17 protein-coding genes are annotated in these 19,332 nt (G+C 50.9%); 15 read left to right on the top strand and 2 right to left on the bottom strand.

The genetic code is table 11. The features are described 5' to 3' along the window. Positions 1 to 38 precede the first annotated feature (38 nt). The 3 genes from aroF to NLX71_RS09110 all read left to right on the top strand — a co-directional run bounded on the left by aroF (position 39) and on the right by NLX71_RS09110 (position 4,226). On the top strand, positions 39 to 1,085 hold the full coding sequence (gene aroF / locus NLX71_RS09120) for a 3-deoxy-7-phosphoheptulonate synthase (RefSeq protein ID WP_254363294.1): 1,047 nt from the start codon (positions 39 to 41) through the stop codon (positions 1,083 to 1,085). A gap of 258 nt (positions 1,086 to 1,343) precedes the next feature. Next, on the top strand, positions 1,344 to 2,768 hold the full coding sequence (gene glnA / locus NLX71_RS09115) for a type I glutamate--ammonia ligase (protein WP_254363293.1): 1,425 nt from the start codon (positions 1,344 to 1,346) through the stop codon (positions 2,766 to 2,768). A 336-nt stretch (positions 2,769 to 3,104) separates the two neighbouring features. Next, the gene (locus NLX71_RS09110; RefSeq protein ID WP_254363292.1) at positions 3,105 to 4,226 is read left to right on the top strand and encodes a twin-arginine translocation signal domain-containing protein; all 1,122 of its coding nucleotides are present in this window, start codon (positions 3,105 to 3,107) and stop codon (positions 4,224 to 4,226) included. 68 nt (positions 4,227 to 4,294) lie between these two features. Here NLX71_RS09110 and NLX71_RS09105 read toward each other — a convergent pair whose 3' ends face one another. Then, positions 4,295 to 5,761, bottom strand: a complete 1,467-nt coding sequence (locus NLX71_RS09105) for a glycoside hydrolase family 55 protein (protein WP_254363323.1) — start codon at positions 5,759 to 5,761, stop codon at positions 4,295 to 4,297. A gap of 100 nt (positions 5,762 to 5,861) precedes the next feature. Beyond that, positions 5,862 to 6,143 (bottom strand): helix-turn-helix domain-containing protein, encoded by a 282-nt coding sequence (locus NLX71_RS09100; RefSeq protein ID WP_309248929.1) that lies wholly within the window; start codon positions 6,141 to 6,143, stop codon positions 5,862 to 5,864. Between the two features lie 290 nt (positions 6,144 to 6,433). On the opposite strand from NLX71_RS09100, the gene NLX71_RS09095 reads away from it, so the two are divergent. The 12 genes from NLX71_RS09095 (at position 6,434) to NLX71_RS09040 (ending at position 19,323) form a co-directional block, all read left to right on the top strand. Next, positions 6,434 to 7,189, top strand: coding sequence for a tyrosine-protein phosphatase (locus NLX71_RS09095; protein WP_254363291.1), 756 nt, complete (start codon positions 6,434 to 6,436; stop codon positions 7,187 to 7,189). Positions 7,190 to 7,667: 478 nt separating this feature from the next. After that, positions 7,668 to 8,423 (top strand): YveK family protein, encoded by a 756-nt coding sequence (locus NLX71_RS09090; protein WP_254363290.1) that lies wholly within the window; start codon positions 7,668 to 7,670, stop codon positions 8,421 to 8,423. Continuing rightward, positions 8,404 to 9,090 (top strand): CpsD/CapB family tyrosine-protein kinase, encoded by a 687-nt coding sequence (locus NLX71_RS09085; protein ID WP_254363289.1) that lies wholly within the window; start codon positions 8,404 to 8,406, stop codon positions 9,088 to 9,090. Before NLX71_RS09090 ends, NLX71_RS09085 begins: the two co-directional genes overlap by 20 nt. A gap of 238 nt (positions 9,091 to 9,328) precedes the next feature. Further along, complete coding sequence (galU, locus tag NLX71_RS09080; RefSeq protein WP_254363288.1) at positions 9,329 to 10,222, top strand: UTP--glucose-1-phosphate uridylyltransferase GalU; 894 nt, start codon at positions 9,329 to 9,331, stop codon at positions 10,220 to 10,222. 24 nt (positions 10,223 to 10,246) lie between these two features. Beyond that, complete coding sequence (locus NLX71_RS09075; protein ID WP_254363322.1) at positions 10,247 to 10,903, top strand: sugar transferase; 657 nt, start codon at positions 10,247 to 10,249, stop codon at positions 10,901 to 10,903. Positions 10,904 to 10,928: 25 nt separating this feature from the next. Beyond that, positions 10,929 to 11,894, top strand: coding sequence for a GDP-L-fucose synthase (fcl, locus tag NLX71_RS09070; protein ID WP_254363287.1), 966 nt, complete (start codon positions 10,929 to 10,931; stop codon positions 11,892 to 11,894). After that, on the top strand, positions 11,891 to 12,883 hold the full coding sequence (gene gmd, locus NLX71_RS09065; protein WP_254363286.1) for a GDP-mannose 4,6-dehydratase: 993 nt from the start codon (positions 11,891 to 11,893) through the stop codon (positions 12,881 to 12,883). The genes fcl and gmd overlap by 4 nt, the downstream gene beginning before the upstream one ends. 120 nt (positions 12,884 to 13,003) lie before the next feature. Continuing rightward, positions 13,004 to 14,686, top strand: a complete 1,683-nt coding sequence (murJ, locus tag NLX71_RS09060; protein ID WP_254363285.1) for a murein biosynthesis integral membrane protein MurJ — start codon at positions 13,004 to 13,006, stop codon at positions 14,684 to 14,686. A gap of 205 nt (positions 14,687 to 14,891) precedes the next feature. Continuing rightward, positions 14,892 to 15,899: an O-antigen ligase family protein gene (locus tag NLX71_RS09055; protein WP_254363284.1), complete on the top strand. Its 1,008-nt coding sequence runs from the start codon at positions 14,892 to 14,894 to the stop codon at positions 15,897 to 15,899. Positions 15,900 to 15,932: 33 nt separating this feature from the next. Further along, positions 15,933 to 17,141, top strand: coding sequence for a glycosyltransferase (locus NLX71_RS09050; protein ID WP_254363283.1), 1,209 nt, complete (start codon positions 15,933 to 15,935; stop codon positions 17,139 to 17,141). 15 nt (positions 17,142 to 17,156) lie between these two features. Then, positions 17,157 to 18,449 carry a glycosyltransferase WbuB gene (locus NLX71_RS09045; RefSeq protein WP_254363282.1) on the top strand — a complete coding sequence of 431 codons (1,293 nt, stop codon included), beginning with the start codon at positions 17,157 to 17,159 and terminating at the stop codon, positions 18,447 to 18,449. Continuing rightward, on the top strand, positions 18,442 to 19,323 hold the full coding sequence (locus NLX71_RS09040; RefSeq protein WP_254363281.1) for a glycosyltransferase family 2 protein: 882 nt from the start codon (positions 18,442 to 18,444) through the stop codon (positions 19,321 to 19,323). Before NLX71_RS09045 ends, NLX71_RS09040 begins: the two co-directional genes overlap by 8 nt. Positions 19,324 to 19,332: the final 9 nt, after the last annotated feature.

Genomic DNA, 19,332 nt, shown 5'->3' with positions numbered 1-19,332 from the left:
TCTAAGTATGAACATGTCATTGAGGAGCGTGGATTGTCATGATCGTTATTTTATCCAACACAATTACCGAAGAGCGTATTGCCGAAATCGTTCATCATATCGAGAAGCACGAGGTAACGGCTCATGTGTCCAAAGGCGTAGACCGCACAGTCGTCGGCATTATCGGCAAAGCGAGCCCGGCGCTGGCCGAGCAGCTTCGCCAGTTGTCCGGTGTAGAGCAGGTCGTCAAAATCTCCAAATCGTATAAACTGGCAAGCCGCGATTTTCATCCGGACAACACGGTGATCCGAATGGGCGACGTATCGATCGGCGGTGACGAGCTGGTCATTATGGGCGGACCTTGCGCGGTCGAGTCGCCGGAGCAAATCGACGAAATCGCCCGCTTGGTCAAAGCCTCTGGCGCTCAAGTGCTGCGCGGCGGCGCCTTCAAGCCGAGAACCGGCCCTTACAGTTTTCAGGGCGTCGGTGTCGAGGGACTGGTGATGATGGCGGAAGCCGGCAAAAAGCACGGACTGCTGACCATCACGGAAGTCATGACGCCGGAGTACGTCGACGTGTGCGCCGAGTACGCCGATATTTTGCAGGTCGGCACCCGGAACATGCAGAACTTCGATCTGCTCCGCAAGCTCGGCACGATCCAAACGCCGGTGCTCCTCAAGCGCGGCTTCAGTTCGACGTACGACGAATTTTTGAATGCGGCGGAATATATTTTGGCGGGCGGCAATCCGAACGTCATGCTCTGCGAACGCGGAATCCGAACATTCGAACCTTACACGAGAAACACGCTCGACCTCGCGGCCATTCCAGCGCTGCAGACGCTCAGCCATTTGCCGGTCATTTCCGATCCGAGCCACGGCACGGGACGCCGCGAACTGGTGGAGCCGATGTGTAAAGCTTCCGTCGCGGCCGGTGCGCACGGTCTGATCGTCGAAATGCATACGGACCCCGACAACTCGATGACCGGAGACGGCGTGCAATCGCTGTTCCCGGACCAATTTGCCAAACTCATGTTAGATTTGGAGCAATTGGCGCCGCTGTGCGGAAAGCGGTTTGATACGAAGAAAGAAGCGGTTCTGGCGCGATAGTTCGCATTTTTAAGGTAAGTTTCTTAGCGAAGAGGCTTGATTCTCCTGTTTCTTGGGAAATCAAGCCTTTTATTTGTCTAGAGTGTGACAAAAATCTTTGCTGTGTAAGGATACCTTACATTATCGTAAAAAATACCTGACATAAGTATTGACGATTGTTGCAAAGACGATTTATAATAAGTCCGTGATCAACGAAAACTTGAACAATGAGCGAACAAAATGAAGAGAATGTTCGGAAATTAGGAGGTTAGCAATTCAATGTCAGTACAAAACGTATTAAACACCATCAAGGAAAAAGGCATCGAGTGGGTAGATTTTCGTTTTGTCGATCTGAACGGCAGAGCACATCACATTTCTTTACCAGCATCTGAGGTAGAAGAAGAAACTTTCGTAAACGGCGTAGCGTTCGACGGTTCTTCCATCCCCGGTTTCAGAGGCATTGAAGAGTCCGACATGGTCATGATGCCGGACCCGGAGACCAGCTACATTGATCCGTTCACCGCTCATCCGACACTGGTTATCATGAGCAACATCCATACGCCTGACGGCGCACGCTACGATCGCGATCCGCGCAGCATCGCCCAGAAGGCTGAAGAATATTTGCAAACGACCGGCGTGGGTACGACTGTATTCTTCGCACCGGAATCCGAATTTTTCATCTTCGACGAAGTTCGCTTCGAAAGCAAGCAAAACTCTTCCTCGTACTTTGTCGATTCCGAAGAAGCGCACTGGAACACGAACCGCAAGGAAGAAGGCGGCAACCTGGGCTTCAAAGTCGGCCACAAAGGCGGCTATGTGCCGGTTGGCCCGACGGATACGCAGCAAGACATCCGCAGCGAAATGTGCCGTCTGCTGATGGAATCCGGCCTCCGCATCGAGCGCCATCACCATGAGGTGGCTACTGCAGGCCAAGGCGAAATCAACTTCCGCTTCGATACACTGACCAAAACAGCCGACAATCTGATGAAATACAAATACATCGTGCAAAACACCGCCCGTCAATACGGCAAAGTGGCGACCTTCATGCCGAAGCCGCTGTTCGGCGACAACGGCAGCGGAATGCACGTTCACCAATCGATCTTCAACGGCGATACTCCGCTGTTCTATGAAAAAGGCGGTTACGGGAACCTGAGCGAAATGGCGCTGCACTACATCGGCGGTATTCTGTACCATGCTCCGGCGCTGATCGCTTTGACCAACCCGAGCACGAACTCGTTCAAGCGTCTTGTTCCTGGCTACGAAGCGCCGGTTAACCTCGCGTTCTCCAAGGGTAACCGTTCCGCAGCCGTGCGTATTCCGGTTGCTGCCGTAACGCCGAAAGGCTGCCGCATCGAGTTCCGTACGCCGGACTCCACGGCTAACCCGTACCTGTGCTTCGCAGCGATGCTGCTCGCCGGTTTGGACGGTATCAAGAAGAAAATCGATCCGATCAGACTCGGCTACGGCCCGCTCGACAAGAACATCTACGAGCTGCCGGAAGAAGAGAGGAAAGAAATCCGCAGCGTACCGGGTACGCTGGACGAAGCGCTCGACGCTCTGGAAGCGGACTATGAGTTCCTGACCGAAGGCGGCGTGTTCTCCAAAGACTTCATCGACAACTACGTTGCTCTGAAGCGTGATGAAGCTAAAGCGGTATCGATCCGCATCCATCCGCACGAGTATTCCTTGTACTTCGATCTGTAAGCCTCGGCCTTATGTATAGATTCGAACGAAGAAGCTCCTTGCTCAAAGCAGGGAGCTTCTTTTGTGCGCTTGGATTTAAGATGAGAGGAAGCGTTCTGGGGGTATCCCCGGACCGTTCCATACGAAGGCGGAAATTGTCGGGAAGGCGGGATGTAAGCTGCGGTCGGGGCTTGCATAGAGACGTTGGCAATGATCCATAATAAGACTTATGAGTTTGGAAAATCCTGTCGATAACTAGTATAATGGGACAAACAGCATCTTTTTTTTGTTTTCTAGAAAATCACCTAAAATTTCGGACAACCTTCCCATTGAAACCCTATTCGAAGGAGCGGAGATATGGAGACAACACGAGAGTTGAGCAGACGGAAGTTCATGAAGTTTTTGGGTGCAATCGGGGTTGGAATGCTGGCGGGAGGAACAGCAGGGAGGTTCGGCGGCACCTATGCGGAAGCGGCTGACAGTACCGCCGCCGAAGCTCCGGTATCGCCATGGGTTAACGTGAAAGCCTACGGGGCTAAAGGTGACGGTAAGACAGACGATACGACTGCGATTCAAAACGCTCTTAAGGAAGCCGCGAATAAAAGCGTGTTTTTCCCGATAGGAGCTTATTGCATCTCTTCTACGATTAACGTACCTGCGTACTCCTCGCTTATAGGTGAAGGAAACGGCTCCAAAATCAAATGCACGGCTTCCGTTCCCATGCTGGAGCTCTCTTCTTCCAACCAATTCGGCAATCGGTACGGTGTCATCCGGGATTTGTCTTTGGACGGAGCATGGAAGGCGACGGCCGGGATCGTGCTGAATAACGTGGTGGTCGGCCGAAGCTTCTACGACGTGCAGATCTTTAATGTGAACGGTGCGGCTTTTCAAATGGACGCTACGCAAAACTGCAATTTTCAAAGTATTCATATTGAGAACGCATTGATCGGCATGGCGCTTTACAACGGAGCGGGCAACAATATGTTCTCGCGGATTGAAATCGAGAAAATCAACAAGTACGGAGTCTTGTTCGATGTAAATGCATCGCTGCCGGGCTACAACAATAACGGCTTCGCCAATATCCCGACGGGCAACAGCTTTCAGAAAGCGGTCATCGAAAGAGGAAAAGCCGTTCACGGCATCTATATCAAAAAAGGGAACAAAAACACGTTCCGGGATTGCGATATCGTTCTGGGTGTCGATGGTCAATCGATCGTCAAGATTGAGAAGGACGGCAATCTGAACTATTTCGAAAACTGTAATTTTCCCGGCGGACTCAAGAGTAAACCCGCCGTTATCCAAGAAGGCCACAAAAACTATTTCAAGCAATGCTGCTTCGAAAGCTATAAAAAAGGTGCGCAGGTGATGCAGCTGTCCGGCCGAACGATCATCGAATACCCTCACTTTGGCGATCCATCCTATCAGATCGTTAGTGTCGAAGGCGACCCTAATCATAATAGGGTGCTCAAAACCGATTAAGCTTGCCTGATCATAAATCGCCGTTTTCGGGCTGGAAGGCGATTTATGATCGGGCGCAAACAAGCCCGTCAAAACGAATTCAGCTTGATGCCCCGGTAAATTGTATTGACCGTTTGGCTGTTCGAAGTCGTAATCGCTACGGTAACCGTTCCCTGCGCATTGACGGTAGCGTTCAGAGCTTTAACCAACTGGCCGGAGGTGGCGTCGGAAGAGGTCATTTTATTCATGGTTTGCAAATCATAGACGGAGTTGTCCCGGAATCTGGCAATAAACGTAGCCGCCCGTCCGTGGTTGTAGTCGCCGTTGGCGGCATAAATGTCGACGAGCCAGCTTCCGCTCGAAGGCAGCTTGAACGTGACGGTATGCTTCGTTCCGGTCGTTACAGCCGAGCCGGACATGCTGTCGTTAAAGAACACTTTATACAAGTTCGATTTGCTTTGAAACCATAAGGAATCATCGTTGTATACGAATTGGGATGGATAGATGGAAAGGGTGGCCGGATCGGCACCGTCAATGTAGTAGGGAGACGAACCGTCCTTGATATTGGCCGCGATGTTGCCGCCCGTATTGCGGATGAGCGGGACTCCCCTTGCCTTGTTGGACGAATTATGGTTAATGTGGATATAGTTCGAGGTGAGAATGTCGGCATCGCTGTAGTTTTCAAACGTACATTGATGCACATAAGTTCGGAAACCGTCATTGTTAATCGCAACGTTAGGATTGGATGCCAAGCCGCTAAACCGGCACACGCTAAAATATGTGAACGCGGCCTGAGCTGAAATTTCCACGCCTGCGTTGGTGGAGTTCTGAGTGGCGAAATCGCAGCTTTCGAAAAAGATGTTTTTGCCGAGCTCAAGCTTGACATTATTGGAATACGGGCCGCCTCTTTCGAAAATGCAGCCTACGAACTGGTTATTTTGCGGCACGTTGTTAAAGTCGTTCCGGTTAAACCCCGGATAATTCGCGTCCGCACCGAACAGGGCATGAGGCATGATGGTGCTTTGATTGAATTCGCACCGCAAAAAAACATTATTCCCCGCGCCGTTAATCATTTTCAGTTGTCCGCCGTTGTATTCGAGATCGATTAGCATAAACAGATTGTTCTGCGCCGCATCGATCACAAGCCCCCAGTTTAATGCATAGCTGACATTGACGTTGCGAAAATACCGATTAACGACCGTGCCTTGCGATGTGGAACCGACCAGCAGTCCGTTCGTCGTCTTTCTTTGACAGTTCAAGAAAAAGTCCTTTACCGGAGCCCCGCGGTTGCCGAATGCGGTATTCCCCGTAATTTTCAACATAAAATCGAGGGAAGCGTTGGCTTTGAGAATGCTGCCGTAGCCCGTACCGATAAATCCGACATTGTTCTCCTCGATGACGATCGGCGAGCTGACCAAGTAAGTGCCCGCAGGGATGTAGACGGTGCCTCCCTTAGCTTTGTGGGCTGCATTTATAGCATTTTGAATCGCTGTCGTACTGTCGCTCACCCCTTGCGGATCTGCTCCATAATCGTTCACGTCGTAGATACTAGACATCGCAGTCAAAAAATCACCACCTTCAATTCCGTTTTTTCATTATATGCTGACGAAGATGGAGTTTACAGGAACAAGTGTACCCTATGAACCAGTTTTTCGTTTAGACGACTTTGTCGCCGGACGGCTTGATCTTTTCCTCGAGTTCATGGGCAGCTTGCACTTGCTCCGATACCCGATGGGGATTTTCGGTCCGGCCGATCATATAATCGATCGAAACGTTGAAGAAGTTGGCAATGGCCGTGATCGTATTGTAGCTAGGTTCTCTTCGGTTATTCTCATAGTGCGACAGAGAGGCGCGAGTAATCCCGAGCTTCAAGGATAACTCCTCTTGCGTCATGGAATATTTCTCACGTAGTAATGCAATTCGCTCCCCATATTTCATTAAGGGTACCTCCAACTCAAATGAAAAAATGACAAAAATTAAAATAAAATGACAAAAATTAAAAAAAAATGACGAAAGCGTTTTCCAACTATTTACAATGATACAAAAAGTATAGTATTTTAAAAATATACAAAAAAATTTTGTGATATTCAATACAATTTGTATCATTGGACTGATTTTACCTAAAAATCTGGAGTATGGGAAGATGAGAAATGAAAGCAAGGTAGCCGGACAAGCCGTTTATCCGGCTGTGCCCTGCAGATTAACTATCAAACGTAACGGAGGAACTTATGATCGATCTCCATTGTCACATACTCCCGGGCTTGGATGACGGCTGCCAGACTATGGATGATACGATGGACATGGCTCAAATGGCCAAACTGCATGGAATCCGCACGGTCGTTGCGACTCCGCACCATGCCGACGGGCACTATGAGAACGAGGCGTTTGCGATCAGGGAACGCGTGGACCGGACGAATGCGTTATTACGGGAACGGCAATCTGAACTTCTCCTTTTGCCGGGACAGGAAATTCGCGTTAATGATCAACTGCTTGAGGAATTGGATCAGAACAAATTAATCACCTTGAACGACTCCCAGTATATTCTTTTGGAATTTCCGCATCAGTACGTTCCCGAGCGGATCGAAGAGCTGTTCCACGAACTTCGCTTGCGCAGCCTGATTCCCGTTATTGCTCATCCCGAACGAAACGTCGGGATCATCCAAAACCCTCGCATTGTCGGGCGGTTAAAAGAATTGGGCGCCTTATTTCAACTAACCGCCGGTTCATTGCTCGGCAAGCATGGACGTACAATTCAAAAGCTTAGCTTCCTGTTTTGCCGGGAATCTATGGTACAGTTTATTGCCTCCGACGCTCATAACCGGATTCGGGGAATCGACCATTTGGCCAAAGCTTACGAGCTGATCGAGCAGCGTTACGGGAAGCCGATGGCGCTGTACTTTCAGGATAATGCCCATGCCGTCGTTCATTCGATGACGATTCAAAATTTTGAAGCTCCGAAAAAACGCCGATGGTTATTTTTTTGAAGATGTCCCTGTATATTGTTTTGTAGATCATGGAATGGCCTATTGACAAGTTACAAAATGTATCATAGAGTGGGATAAATAAATCGGTTGAACCATCCTTCATGTTGCCGCAGCATGAAAGGAGCGTCGATGAGCGGTCAAACTTGCGAATGGAAGCAAATTCGTATGGATGTCGGTAAAGTGCTGTCCAAGCGGAGATTTCTTGAAAAAAACAGCGATCCGGGACAGTTTGTCCGCTCTCCATTTTCCCCTCTTTTCCCTCTGGAGTATCCTTCCAAAAAAAGGATTGACAATTTTTATGAAGTGTCATAGAGTAATGATTGTCATAAATGATACGAATTGTATCAAAATATTGAAATTGTTCTTAGTAAAGAACGGTAGGCCATTACATCATGGAAGGGGGATAATAAAACCGATTTTTGCTAATGATCAGCACGAACCCATTATTAAAGTTTGCGGTGGCAGGGAGAGAGAATAGATGGAACTGGAACTGAAAGAATACTTCAGTGTCATAAGAAAAAGAATTCGGATGATCGTCGTCATTATTCTTATTTCATGTGTCGTAACGAGTCTGCTTAGCTTCTACGTCATCAAACCAGTGTACTTAGCCAATTCCAAATTGATCGTCAACAAATCGACCATCGCCAGCGAGAAGGATTACTTGAATCCCGACTCGGTCCGTTCGAACCTGTTGCTGGTCAATACATACAAGGAAATCATCAAATCCCCGGCCATTATGGATAAAGTGCTTGATCAGAATCCGGATCTCGGGCTGACGACACAGCAGTTGATCAAGAAGGTCCAGGTGAGTTCCGTTAACGAGACGCAGGTGATCAGCGTCAGTATCGAGGACGGCTCTCAAGCCCGTGCGATCCGCATCGTGAATGCAATCGCGGATGTATTCAAGGCTCAAATCCCGCTCATTATGAAAGTCGACAACGTGATGATACTAAACGAAGCCAAGGTCGACGAGAATCCGGAGCCTGTCCGGCCAAAACCGCTGATTAATCTCATTATTGCGTTTGTCGTATCCTTCGTCGTTTCCGTCGGTCTGGCCTTCCTGCTGGAGAATCTGGACGACACGATCAAAACCGAGCAGGATGTGGACAACTACCTCGGGCTGCCGGTGCTGGTGACGATCAACAAAACGACGAAAGATAACTTCAAAAAACATCGGCTCGATAAAAATATGAAGCAGGTAGGTGAGACGGAATATGCCAGCACCGGCCAATAATCTCAAGCTGATTACTCACGAGAATCCCAGATCCTATATTTCCGAATCTTATCGAATGCTGCGAACGAACATTCAGTTCTCAGAAATCGACCGTCAAATCCGCACGATTCTGGCGACTTCCTCCGAACCGGGCGAAGGAAAATCGACGACTATCTCGAATCTCGCCGTCACCTTTGCGCAGGAAGGCAAAAATGTCGTCCTCATCGATGCGGATATGCGGAATCCGACTCTGCATCATTATTTCATGAAGTCGAACCGGCAAGGGCTGTCCAATCTGCTCGCCGGTCAACTGAATGTCAAGCAAGCGCTCAGCGAAACCCATATCGAGCATTTAACGGTACTTACCTCAGGTCCGATCCCTCCCAATCCGGCAGAAATGCTCGCTTCCAAAAGAATGGACCAATTGCTGGAAGATCTTCTTCAAACGTTCGACGTTGTCTTATTGGACTCTCCGCCGGTTCTGGCGGTTACGGATGCTCAAATCGTAGCGACCAAATGCGACGGTGTCGTATTCGTCCTAAAGTCGGGCAAAGTGAAGCGGCACCGGGCAAATAAGGCGCTATCCCGCTTGCAGCACGTCAATGCCAAAATCCTTGGCGTTGTTCTAAATAACAAACCCAACACCAACAACGAAGAGACATACGCCTATTACGGGGCTTCCAGATAATCGTGAAGCAGCCCGGGAAGGTTCCTCACAACCGAAAAAGCTTTCAGGTAATGTCTACTGCACCTTTACCACTGTAGGCACTCGGGCATACTGTGGGCGGCAGCGCCTTAGACGTACATCGTCGCTGGTATGTTGTGAGGGTGGGTTAGATGCCCAAGCCGATTGTAAAGGCTTTGTACACAATATTCAGGCTGCGAGATGAGAAGTAGAAATATATGGAGTTCGGGGAGGTAGTGTTATGAGAAAAGTAAGAAAAGCCATTATTCCCGCAGCCGGGTTAGGTACGCGTTTTTTACCGGCTACGAAAGCGATGCCCAAGGAAATGCTTCCGATCGTCGATAAGCCGACAATCCAGTATATTGTCGAAGAAGCGGTACAATCCGGCATTACCGACATCATTATTGTAACGGGTAAAGGGAAACGCGCGATCGAAGATCATTTCGACAATGCGTTCGAGCTTGAGCACAGCTTGCTTGAGAAAGGGAAGCTTGAGCTGCTGCAGAAGGTTCAGCACCCTTCGCGAATTGTCGACATTCACTATATTCGTCAAAAAGAAGCGAAAGGCCTTGGACATGCCGTTTGGTGCGCGCGCAAATTTATTGGCGATGAGCCGTTTGCCGTGCTGCTCGGTGACGACATCGTGCATGGAGAGACCCCTTGCTTGAAGCAGATGATTCAGTATTACGAGAAGACGGAAAGCTCCGTGATCGGCGTCCAACCGGTTTCCCAAGAGGAAACGAGCCGTTACGGCATCATCGATCCGATCGATAAGCAGGGACGACTTTATAAAGTCAGACAATTCGTCGAGAAGCCGCCGAGAGGCAAAGCGCCCTCCAATCTGGCAATCATGGGCCGTTATATCCTGACTCCCGAAATTTTCAATATTCTCGAGGCGCAGGAAGCGGGCTCCGGCGGGGAGATTCAGTTGACGGACGCCATTCAGAAGTTGAATGAGCTTCAGCAAGTATTCGCTTATCATTTTGAGGGCGTTCGTTACGATGTGGGCGAAAAGCTCGGCTTTATTCTTACTTCGCTCGATTTTGCTTTGATGAACCAAGAACTGCGGTCTCCGCTGCTTCATGCGCTTCAAGAAATCGTAGATCGGGAAAAGGCCATTAGTCTGCATGGTTAGGGGAGAAAGGCAATGAGTTCGGATATGAAGGCCCGTTTGGACGATTCAATGAACCATTCATTGGACGAGGCCCGCCAAACGTACTTAATTGCGAAACGAATCCTGGATTTTCTTGGCGCCGTTTGTGGAATTGTCGTTCTGCTGCCCGTATTCGTTGTCGTGGCGCTTCTTATAAAGATGGAGGACCCGAAGGGCCCTGTGTTTTTTCATCAGATCAGGGTGGGCAAAAACGGCAAGCATTTTCGAATGTATAAATTTCGCTCGATGATTTCCAATGCGGAGGAGCTGCTGCCTCAGTTGCTCAGTCAAAACGAGATTGAAGGCCACATGTTTAAAATGAAGCACGATCCCCGCATCACGAAAGTGGGAAAGTTTATTCGCAAAACGAGTATCGACGAGCTGCCTCAATTGTTCAACGTGCTCAAGGGCCATATGAGTCTGGTGGGTCCCCGGCCTCCGCTGCCCAGGGAAGTGGAGGAATATTCTTCCTATCATATGAAGCGTCTTCAGGTGGTACCGGGATGTACGGGGTTATGGCAGGTTAGCGGCAGGAACAGCTTGAGCTTCGAACAAATGATCGAGTTGGATATCCAATATATTGTACATCGAAGCTTCCTCCTCGACCTGAAAATCATTTTAAAAACGGTGAGCATGCTGCTCGGCTCGAAAAACGCATATTAGCCACAGGAAGGTGAATTCCACAACGATGCAAACCACGTCCAGAATTTATGTTGCCGGTCACCGGGGCTTGGCAGGCTCCGCGATCGTTAGAAAGCTGCAAAGCGAAGGGTACGAGAATATCGTATGCAAAACATCGGTCGAACTCGACCTTCGGGACGCACGCAAGGTAGACGCCTTCTTTCAAGAAGAGCAAATCGACGTCGTCTTTCTGGCCGCCGCCAAGGTAGGCGGTATTGTTGCCAATAACGAATACCCGGCCGATTTTATACGCGACAATCTGCTGATTCAAACGAATGTTGTCGATGCCGCTTATCGTTACGGCGTAAAACGGCTGTTGTTTTTGGGAAGCACCTGCATTTACCCGAAATACGCGCCGCAGCCGATGAAAGAGGATTATTTGCTCAGCGGCGGACTGGAGCCGACCAATGAGCCGTATGCAGTCGCTAAAATCGCGGGCATCAAAATGTGCCAGTCGTATAACCGCCAATACGGCACCAAGTATATTTCGGTCATGCCGACCAATCTATATGGGCCCAACGACAACTTCGATCTGCAAAATTCCCATGTGCTGCCGGCGATGATCCGGAAGTTCCATGAAGCGAAGCTGACGGGTGCGCCTTACGTGGAAATTTGGGGCACGGGGCAGCCGAAGCGCGAGTTTCTGCATGTGGACGATTTGGCGGATGCGTGCGTGTATCTGATGAAGCATTACGAAAGCGATGAAATCATCAATGTCGGGGTCGGCGAAGATATCTCGATCCGGGAGCTGGCGGAGAAAATCAAGGATACCGTCGGCTACCGGGGGGAAATTACCTTCGATCCGTCGAAGCCGGACGGCACTCCCAGAAAGCTTGTGGATGTAACCAAACTAAACGGAATCGGCTGGAAAGCGACCATATCCTTGGAGGAAGGCTTGCGCCAAACGTATGCCTGGTACCAGGAAAATCAAGGACAACTGAAAACTGCCGCCAATTACAGGAGGATCGTATGAAGAGAGCTCTAATTACAGGTATAACCGGCCAAGACGGGTCGTATCTTGCGGAACTGCTGCTGGAAAAAGGATACAAGGTGTACGGCCTTCGCCGCCGGACCAGCACTCCGAATTATGAAAATATCGCGCATGTCCGCAACGAAATCGAGTGGATTTCGGGCGATTTGACTGATCTTGCCTCCTTAATTTTGGCCGTGCGCGCCAGTCAGCCGGAAGAAGTGTACAACCTTGCGGCACAGTCCTTCGTCGAGGCGTCCTGGCCGCAGCCGCTTCTGACCGGTCAAATTACCGCGCTCGGTGTGACCAACATGCTGGAGGCCGTACGGCTTGCAGGCCCGGATGCCCGGTTCTACCAAGCGTCCAGCAGCGAGATGTTCGGCAAGGTCGTCGAAACGCCGCAGAAGGAAACGACGCCCTTCTATCCGCGCAGCCCGTACGGCGTCTCCAAGGTGTACGGTCACTGGATTACGGTTAACTACCGCGAAAGCTTCGATATGTTTGCCTGCTCGGGCATATTGTTCAATCACGAATCGCCAAGACGCGGCATTGAATTCGTCACCCGCAAAGTAACGGACGGGGTAGCCCGCATCAAGCTGGGGCTGCAGAGCGAGCTGCGTATGGGCAACCTTGACGCCAAGCGCGATTGGGGATTTGCCGGCGATTACGTCAAAGCGATGTGGCTGATGCTGCAGCAAGAGCAGCCGGACGATTACGTCATCTCGACGAATGAAATGCATACGGTGCGGGAGCTGCTGGAAATCGCCTTCTCGTATGTCGATCTGAATTATGAGGATCACGTCGTGATTGATCCGAAATTTTTCCGTCCGGCCGAAGTCGACTTGCTGCTCGGCGACTGCACGAAAGCGAAAAACAAGCTTGGCTGGCAGCAGGAGGTCAGTTTCCGCAGCATGATTCATATGATGATGGATGCGGATATGGCCCGCGTTGAGCAGGAGATGAAGAACAAGGTCCTCACGTCGGTCATCTGATCGTCAAGAACATAACGGTCAGAGCGTCCCGCCATTTACCGGACTTCGTTGTTACTAACGAGCCGTTAAGGCTGCGCAAATCGAAGGCGGTCTTAACGGTGCTTTATGGGGGAAACCATATTGTCGGAATCCGTACAAAAACATGAAGGCCAATCGAGCCAAGCGATCGAGAGATTAAGCAAACCGGCGATTTGGATTTTCGGGGCAACCATACTGGGGCGTATGCTCGGTTTTGTCAGGGAATCGACGTTGGCCGCATTTTTCGGGGTAGGTCCGGAAGTCGATGCCTTTATTATGGCCCAGACGGTGACTTACATTTTGTTCAGCTTCCTGGGTCCGGCGATCGGTACGGCAGGCATTCCCGTGCTTTCCGTGCTGCATGCGGATCGCAAAGTGGAAGCTTTCCGGAACGTCAGCTTAAGCTTGCTGCATGTCGTCGTCATCGTGCTGGTCGGCTTTACGCTTGTAGGCTATGGCATGGCTCCGCTGCTGATCCATACGATCGCTCCGGGGTTTACCGGGCACCAGGCGGAACTGGCCATCCATCTGACGCGCATGATGATGCCCGTCACGATATTCCTCGGGCTTGCGGGTTGGGCGACGACGGTGCTTCAATCGCAAAACAAGTTCGGCTATTCCGCTCTAAGCAACATTCCGAATAACGCGGTTGTCATTGTCGGGATGTTTGCCGCAGGATTTTTGGGCGGAATCGAATGGGTTACGGTGTGCTATGTGCTCGGGGTCGCTGCTCAATTTTTGATTCAGCTTCCCGTGTTTAAAACGACGGGCTATAAGTGGTTCATCAATCTTAAAGATAAAGATTTCAAGAAGATCATCACCATGGCGCCGTCCACCATCGCTACCGGCATGGGCGGACAAATCAACGTCATCGTCGACCGCTTCTTCTCGTCCGGTCTGGCGGTGGGCAGCGTGGCCGCTTTGGGATACGGCCAGCGGATATTCAGCCTGTTTGTCGGCGTCGTCCAAATGCCGATTCTGGTCGTGCTGTTTCCGAAGCTGTCCGAGAAGGCAGGCCTCGGCAAGGAAGAGGAATTTATGAGTCTGATCCGCAAAGGACTCGGCATATTATCCTTCTTCATGCTTCCGATTGCCGCCATTCTTGTGCTCATGGCGATCCCGATTACGCAATTCCTGTACGAGCGCGGAGCGTTCAACCAAACGGCGACGCTGATTACCGCGTCGATCGTATGCTTTTACTCCATCGGGCTGCCTTTCCTGTCCTGGAAGGAATTCATTCTGCGCTCGTTTTACGCGATGAAAGATTCAAGGACGCCGGTCCTGAATACGACGATGCAGATCGGTATCAACGTGACGCTGAATTCGATCTCCGTGCCGATATTCGGGATTAAGGGACTTGCTTTAAGTACAGCCATTTCCGAGATGGTTAGCTTTTTTGTTCTATATAACGTCCTGCGAAGAAGAATGTACAAAAAAACGGGCGTCAAAGTGGCGCATTTTCCGTTTTGGAAATCGCTCGTCTCCGTGGGGGTCATGGTCGCCGTTATTTTTGGAATGTCCCATCTGCTGGAGCTTCATTTGTTCGACCGAACCGTCCAGTCCAGTTTTGCGCTTGCCCTCGACCTTGGCTTGATCGTTATCGCATCGGGTCTTGCCTATCTCTTCGTTTCATTATTGCTGAAGTCGGATGAATTGCTGTTTTGCTTAAAGACGGCTCTGCACATGGGAAGTAAGTTTTTGCCGAGGAAGCTGTCCGGCTACGTAATGGCCAAGAATCAGAAAAGGGAAGCAAGGGTTGGATCGAGTGAGAAACATAACCTTTAATAGTTTAATGTTTTTACTGGTTTCTTGTAATGTTCTTGCGTTCATGAGATTCGACGCCGTTAATGTATTTTACATTGGCAAATTTGTGCTTGTTTTATGTTGCACCGTGTTCATTCTGATCTACCTGGCGACTCAAAAAAAGAAAATCCGGATGACTCCGTACTCGCGAATGATGCCGCTCATCTTCTACCTTTGGGTGGTCGTCATGTGTCTGGGTTTAACGAACGGCACTTCGATCGGTGATATCGTGTCCATGGGCATGACCATCTTTTCTTACATCATGCTGTTTGGCTTTGCCATCGTCCTGCTGCCCAACTATGTCAGCTACGAAAATAAGAACTATGCCGAGATTGTTCGGATATTTTATTTTGCGATCCTGTTTTCGATCGGCGTGTCGATTGTGGCCGGCTTCGGCGATCCGAAATCGTTTCATCTTGATCCGTACAGCTTGCGCAACCGGTATTTGGCCTGCTTCCAGCATCCGAACTCGCTCGGGCTCTATGCGTTTCTGGGGAGCGTCGTTTCCATCATCATGCACTCCTTAGGCCGCAGCCGGCTGTATCTGTTGACGGTCCCGTTCTACCTTACGCTGATTGTGATGAGCGGAAGCCGGACCGCATTATATACCGTCATCGCGATGCTGTTGATTTTTATGCTCAAGCGGATTCTGTATACGGGGATGCTGCTGGTGCTGAAATACCCTTTTATCTTTTTCCCGATGCTGGCATGCCTCCTGTTCGGAATGTTGACGATTGTGGACCGGGCCACGCTGCTCGAAGCCGTCGATAAAGCGCTAAGCAACCGGATTTCCATATGGAGCGGCCTTCTGGAAAGAAACGAAAGCCTTCTGAATTTTATCATCGGGCAGGGAACGCTCAAAACCGACGAAAGTATGGATAACTATTATTTGGTCGTCCTGACCAGCACCGGTTTTTTGGGGCTCGCGATGTTCGTGATCATGTTGATGAATACCTTCTATGGCCTGCTTAAACAGTTTAACGAAACGCCCTCGAAGACGCTGGGGATGATTATCGCCATGATGATTTCGCTTGCGCTGTACTCGTTTACCGAAAGCGTGATGTTTACACTTGGCAATGCGGCAAGTATATTCCTCTGGTCCTCCGTCGGCATTTGTTTTCAGGACGTGCGAATCATACGGCGGATGCAGGAAAGCGGTGGGGCCCAACCGTCGTATGCGATCACAGTCACTTGAAACATATCCAAACCATGGGAAAGAGGATGATTCATGAAAATTCTTCATGTGATTGCCAACTTGGCTCCCCGGTACGGGGGACCGGCAAAAGCGACTTTGGAGATGTCGGCAGCGTTGGCGAAGTTGGGTCATCAGGTCAGCATTTTTACAACCGATCAAGACGGGCCGGACCGGCTTGACGTTCCGCTGGGTGAACCTGTCCTGAAAAACGGAGTGGGAATTACCTATTTCCCGGTTCAAAAGCCGAGCTTTTGGGGCACGTCCTTGCCGATGGCAGCCGCATTAAAGCGGGATATTCCCAAATACGACATTGTGCATATTCACGCGCTATATTTGTTCCACAATCTGGCAGCCGGCTATTACAGCAGAAAATACAAAGTGCCTTATATCGTTTGTCCGCACGGCACGCTGGACCCGTTCATTTATCAGCGCCACCGGAGACGCAAACGGCTGATGGAGCTGCTGTTCGAGAACCGCAACTTCCGGAATGCGGCCGCTTTGCATTTCATTACCGAAGAGGAGATGCATCTTGCCAAGCCGGTGTCTTTCGATCAACAGGGAATGGTCGTTCCGATTGGCCTCGATCTGGCGGAGTTTGCCCACATGCCGGACAAAGGGGCGTTCCGAACGCGCTACCCCGAGCTGACGGGCAAAAAAATGATCCTGTTTTTCGGCAGACTGAATTTCAAAAAAGGACTGGATTTGCTGATCCAATCGTTCCGCTCCGTCCTGCAGGCGCATCCGGATGCGGCGCTGGTGCTGAGCGGGCCCGACAACGAACAATACGGGGCGCAGGTGCGGCAGTGGGTCCGGGAGGAGAACCTGACGAACCATGTGCTGTTCACCGGGATGCTGACCGGACAAGACAAACTGGCGGTGCTGCAGGACGCCGATTTATTCGTGCTGCCCTCGTACTCCGAAAATTTCGGCATTGCGGTCATCGAAGCGCTGGTCTGCGGCACCCCGGTGCTCGTTTCGGACAAAGTGAACATTTGGCGGGAAGTCGTCTCCCATGGGGCGGGTCTCGTATGCAAGTGCGAGACGGCTTCGGTCGCCGAGCAGATCATTGCGCTGCTGGACGATCCCGGAAAGCGGGAAGTGATGGGGCGCAGCGGCCTCGAGATGGTCCGGAATCAGTATCACTGGGACCATATCGGGCAATCGCTCGAAAGCGAATACCAGCATATCATTCAGACGGGAGAGGCAGGGAACCTCTTGGTAGAAACCACCCCTACCTCGTAAGAAAGGAGGAGAACGATGAGACCTGTGAAGATCCTGCTCTACAGCATCAACTTTGCCCCCGAGCTGACCGGGATCGGCAAATACAACGGGGAAATGGCCGAATGGCTTGCCGGGCAAGGCTATGACGTCCGGGTCATTACTGCTCCGCCTTATTATCCCCAGTGGAAAGTGAAGGAAGGCTACTCCGGGGCCAAATACGCGAAGGAACAATGGGCCCCGGGCGTCAAGGTATGGCGGTGTCCGGTCTGGGTTCCGGCCAAGGCTTCGGGCGTCAAACGACTAATTCACCTGGCCTCGTTCGCGGTCTCCAGCCTTCCGGTCTTAATCGCCCAACTGCTCAGGCGTCCGGATATCCTGCTTGCGGTGGAGCCGCCGTTGGTTATTTCGCCGGCGTCCGTCCTGCTCTCGAAGCTGTTTCGGACCAAGACTTGGCTGCATGTTCAGGATTTCGAGGTCGATGCCGCGTTCGATTTAGGATTGCTTCCGCAAAAGCCGGCGTTGAAAAAAGCGGTGCTCGGCATGGAGCGGTGGCTGATGAAACGATTCGACGCGGTGTCATCCATTTCTCCCAAAATGACGGAGAAATTGCTTAGCAAGGGCGTCCCGGAGAAAAAAATAAAGTTTTTTCCGAACTGGGTCGATACGTCTGCCATTTATCCGCTTCCTGAACCGGTGAACGATTACCGGAAGCAGCTCGGCATTGCTCCGGACGACGTCGTGTTCCTGTACTCGGGCAATATGGGGGCGAAGCAGGGCCTCGAAATCGTGCTGGACGCAGCCGAGCGTACAAAAGCGATTCCGCACATCAAATTTATGATGTGCGGAGACGGCGTCGCCAAAGCGGAGCTTGTCCGGCAGGCCAAGGAACGGCAATTGGATAAGATCCATTTTCTTCCTCTCCAGCCGACAGAACGGCTTAATGCGCTGCTGAATACAGCCGACGTTCATCTGCTGATTCAGAAGGGCAGCGCCTCCGATCTGGTCATGCCTTCGAAGCTGACCGGCATGCTGGCCAGCGGGAAACCGGTTCTTGCGACAGCGGACGAAGGCACGTCCGTCCATGCGGTGATAACGGAATCGCAAGCCGGCATCACCGTTCCGGCCGAGCAGGCGGAGAAGCTGGCGGATGCCGTATACACGCTGTCGATTGAGCGGGAACGCCGGGCGATGCTCGGCAGCAATGCAAGAATTTATGCTGAACATCGGCTGAGCATCGAATCCATCATGCAAGATTTGGATGTAGCGTTCAAGGGGCTGCTTCAAAAAACAGAAAACGTTCATGAAGGTGGTATCAAGGTGCATGGCTAAGCTCATTCCCGTATCGGTCATTATTATGACAAAAAACGAAGAGAAAAACATTGCCAAGTGTATTCGTTCCGTTAGCCAGTTCAACGAAATTTTCGTCGTCGACTCGAACAGCACGGATAAAACCGTCGAGATCGCCGAAAGCTTGGACGCCAAGGTCGTAAACTTTACCTGGGACGGCAAATATCCCAAGAAAAAGCAGTGGTCCTTGGAAAACCTGCCTTTCAGCAACGATTGGGTTCTGTATGTCGATGCCGACGAGGAAGTGACGTCGGGCCTCTCCGATGAAATTGCCGCTGTGATGGAGAAGACGCCGGCCCACAACGGGTATTTTGTCGGCTATGACTACGTGTTTATGAACAAGGTGCTGAAGCACGGCCATCAAGTGCACAAGCTCGTGCTGTTTAACCGGCACGAAGGCCGGTTTCTCGATTATGACGATTTGGGCGCAGCCAACATGTGGGAGGTGGAGGGGCATTATCAGCCGCAAATTAACGGCAAGGTGGAGCTGCTGCGCCACAAGATGCTGCACTTCGACCACGATGCGATATTCGACTATTTTGCCCGGCATAACCGTTATTCGGACTGGGAAGCGACGGTTCGCCTGAAGGGGCTGCTGAGCAACCCGCAGGAATCCCAGAAAGCGTCGCGGGCGCTGCAGAAAAAAGTGTTCAACGCGCTCCCGATGAAATGGGCTTTTGCCTTCCTGCATTCCTATTTCTTTAAACTGGGCTTTCTGGACGGCTCTGCCGGATTTCATTTTGCATTTGCACGTTCCGTGTATTACTGGCAGGTCGAGATCAAGATCGCCGAGCTTCGGCGCAAATCGGATCAAGCGTCCGTCCCGTTCGTACAGCAAACGAACGCGAAAGCCTAATTATTTCGA

Source organism: Paenibacillus sp. MZ04-78.2 (genome assembly GCF_024213375.1).
Classification (GTDB): domain Bacteria; phylum Bacillota; class Bacilli; order Paenibacillales; family NBRC-103111; genus Paenibacillus_G.
The sequence above is the reverse complement of the archived record's forward strand: the minus strand, read 5'-3'. Positions and strand labels throughout refer to the sequence as shown.

What these genes read in the sequence shown, in the direction of transcription:
- aroF (WP_254363294.1), top strand. Translation starts at nt 39, where the DNA reads ATGATCGTTATTTTATCCAACACAATTACCGAAGAGCGTATTGCCGAA.
- glnA (WP_254363293.1), top strand. Translation starts at nt 1,344, where the DNA reads ATGTCAGTACAAAACGTATTAAACACCATCAAGGAAAAAGGCATCGAG.
- NLX71_RS09110 (WP_254363292.1), top strand. Translation starts at nt 3,105, where the DNA reads ATGGAGACAACACGAGAGTTGAGCAGACGGAAGTTCATGAAGTTTTTG.
- NLX71_RS09105 (WP_254363323.1), bottom strand. Translation starts at nt 5,761, where the DNA reads ATGTCTAGTATCTACGACGTGAACGATTATGGAGCAGATCCGCAAGGG.
- NLX71_RS09100 (WP_309248929.1), bottom strand. Translation starts at nt 6,143, where the DNA reads ATGAAATATGGGGAGCGAATTGCATTACTACGTGAGAAATATTCCATG.
- NLX71_RS09095 (WP_254363291.1), top strand. Translation starts at nt 6,434, where the DNA reads ATGATCGATCTCCATTGTCACATACTCCCGGGCTTGGATGACGGCTGC.
- NLX71_RS09090 (WP_254363290.1), top strand. Translation starts at nt 7,668, where the DNA reads ATGGAACTGGAACTGAAAGAATACTTCAGTGTCATAAGAAAAAGAATT.
- NLX71_RS09085 (WP_254363289.1), top strand. Translation starts at nt 8,404, where the DNA reads ATGCCAGCACCGGCCAATAATCTCAAGCTGATTACTCACGAGAATCCC.
- galU (WP_254363288.1), top strand. Translation starts at nt 9,329, where the DNA reads ATGAGAAAAGTAAGAAAAGCCATTATTCCCGCAGCCGGGTTAGGTACG.
- NLX71_RS09075 (WP_254363322.1), top strand. Translation starts at nt 10,247, where the DNA reads ATGAAGGCCCGTTTGGACGATTCAATGAACCATTCATTGGACGAGGCC.
- fcl (WP_254363287.1), top strand. Translation starts at nt 10,929, where the DNA reads ATGCAAACCACGTCCAGAATTTATGTTGCCGGTCACCGGGGCTTGGCA.
- gmd (WP_254363286.1), top strand. Translation starts at nt 11,891, where the DNA reads ATGAAGAGAGCTCTAATTACAGGTATAACCGGCCAAGACGGGTCGTAT.
- NLX71_RS09055 (WP_254363284.1), top strand. Translation starts at nt 14,892, where the DNA reads ATGTGTCTGGGTTTAACGAACGGCACTTCGATCGGTGATATCGTGTCC.
- NLX71_RS09050 (WP_254363283.1), top strand. Translation starts at nt 15,933, where the DNA reads ATGAAAATTCTTCATGTGATTGCCAACTTGGCTCCCCGGTACGGGGGA.
- NLX71_RS09045 (WP_254363282.1), top strand. Translation starts at nt 17,157, where the DNA reads ATGAGACCTGTGAAGATCCTGCTCTACAGCATCAACTTTGCCCCCGAG.
- NLX71_RS09040 (WP_254363281.1), top strand. Translation starts at nt 18,442, where the DNA reads ATGGCTAAGCTCATTCCCGTATCGGTCATTATTATGACAAAAAACGAA.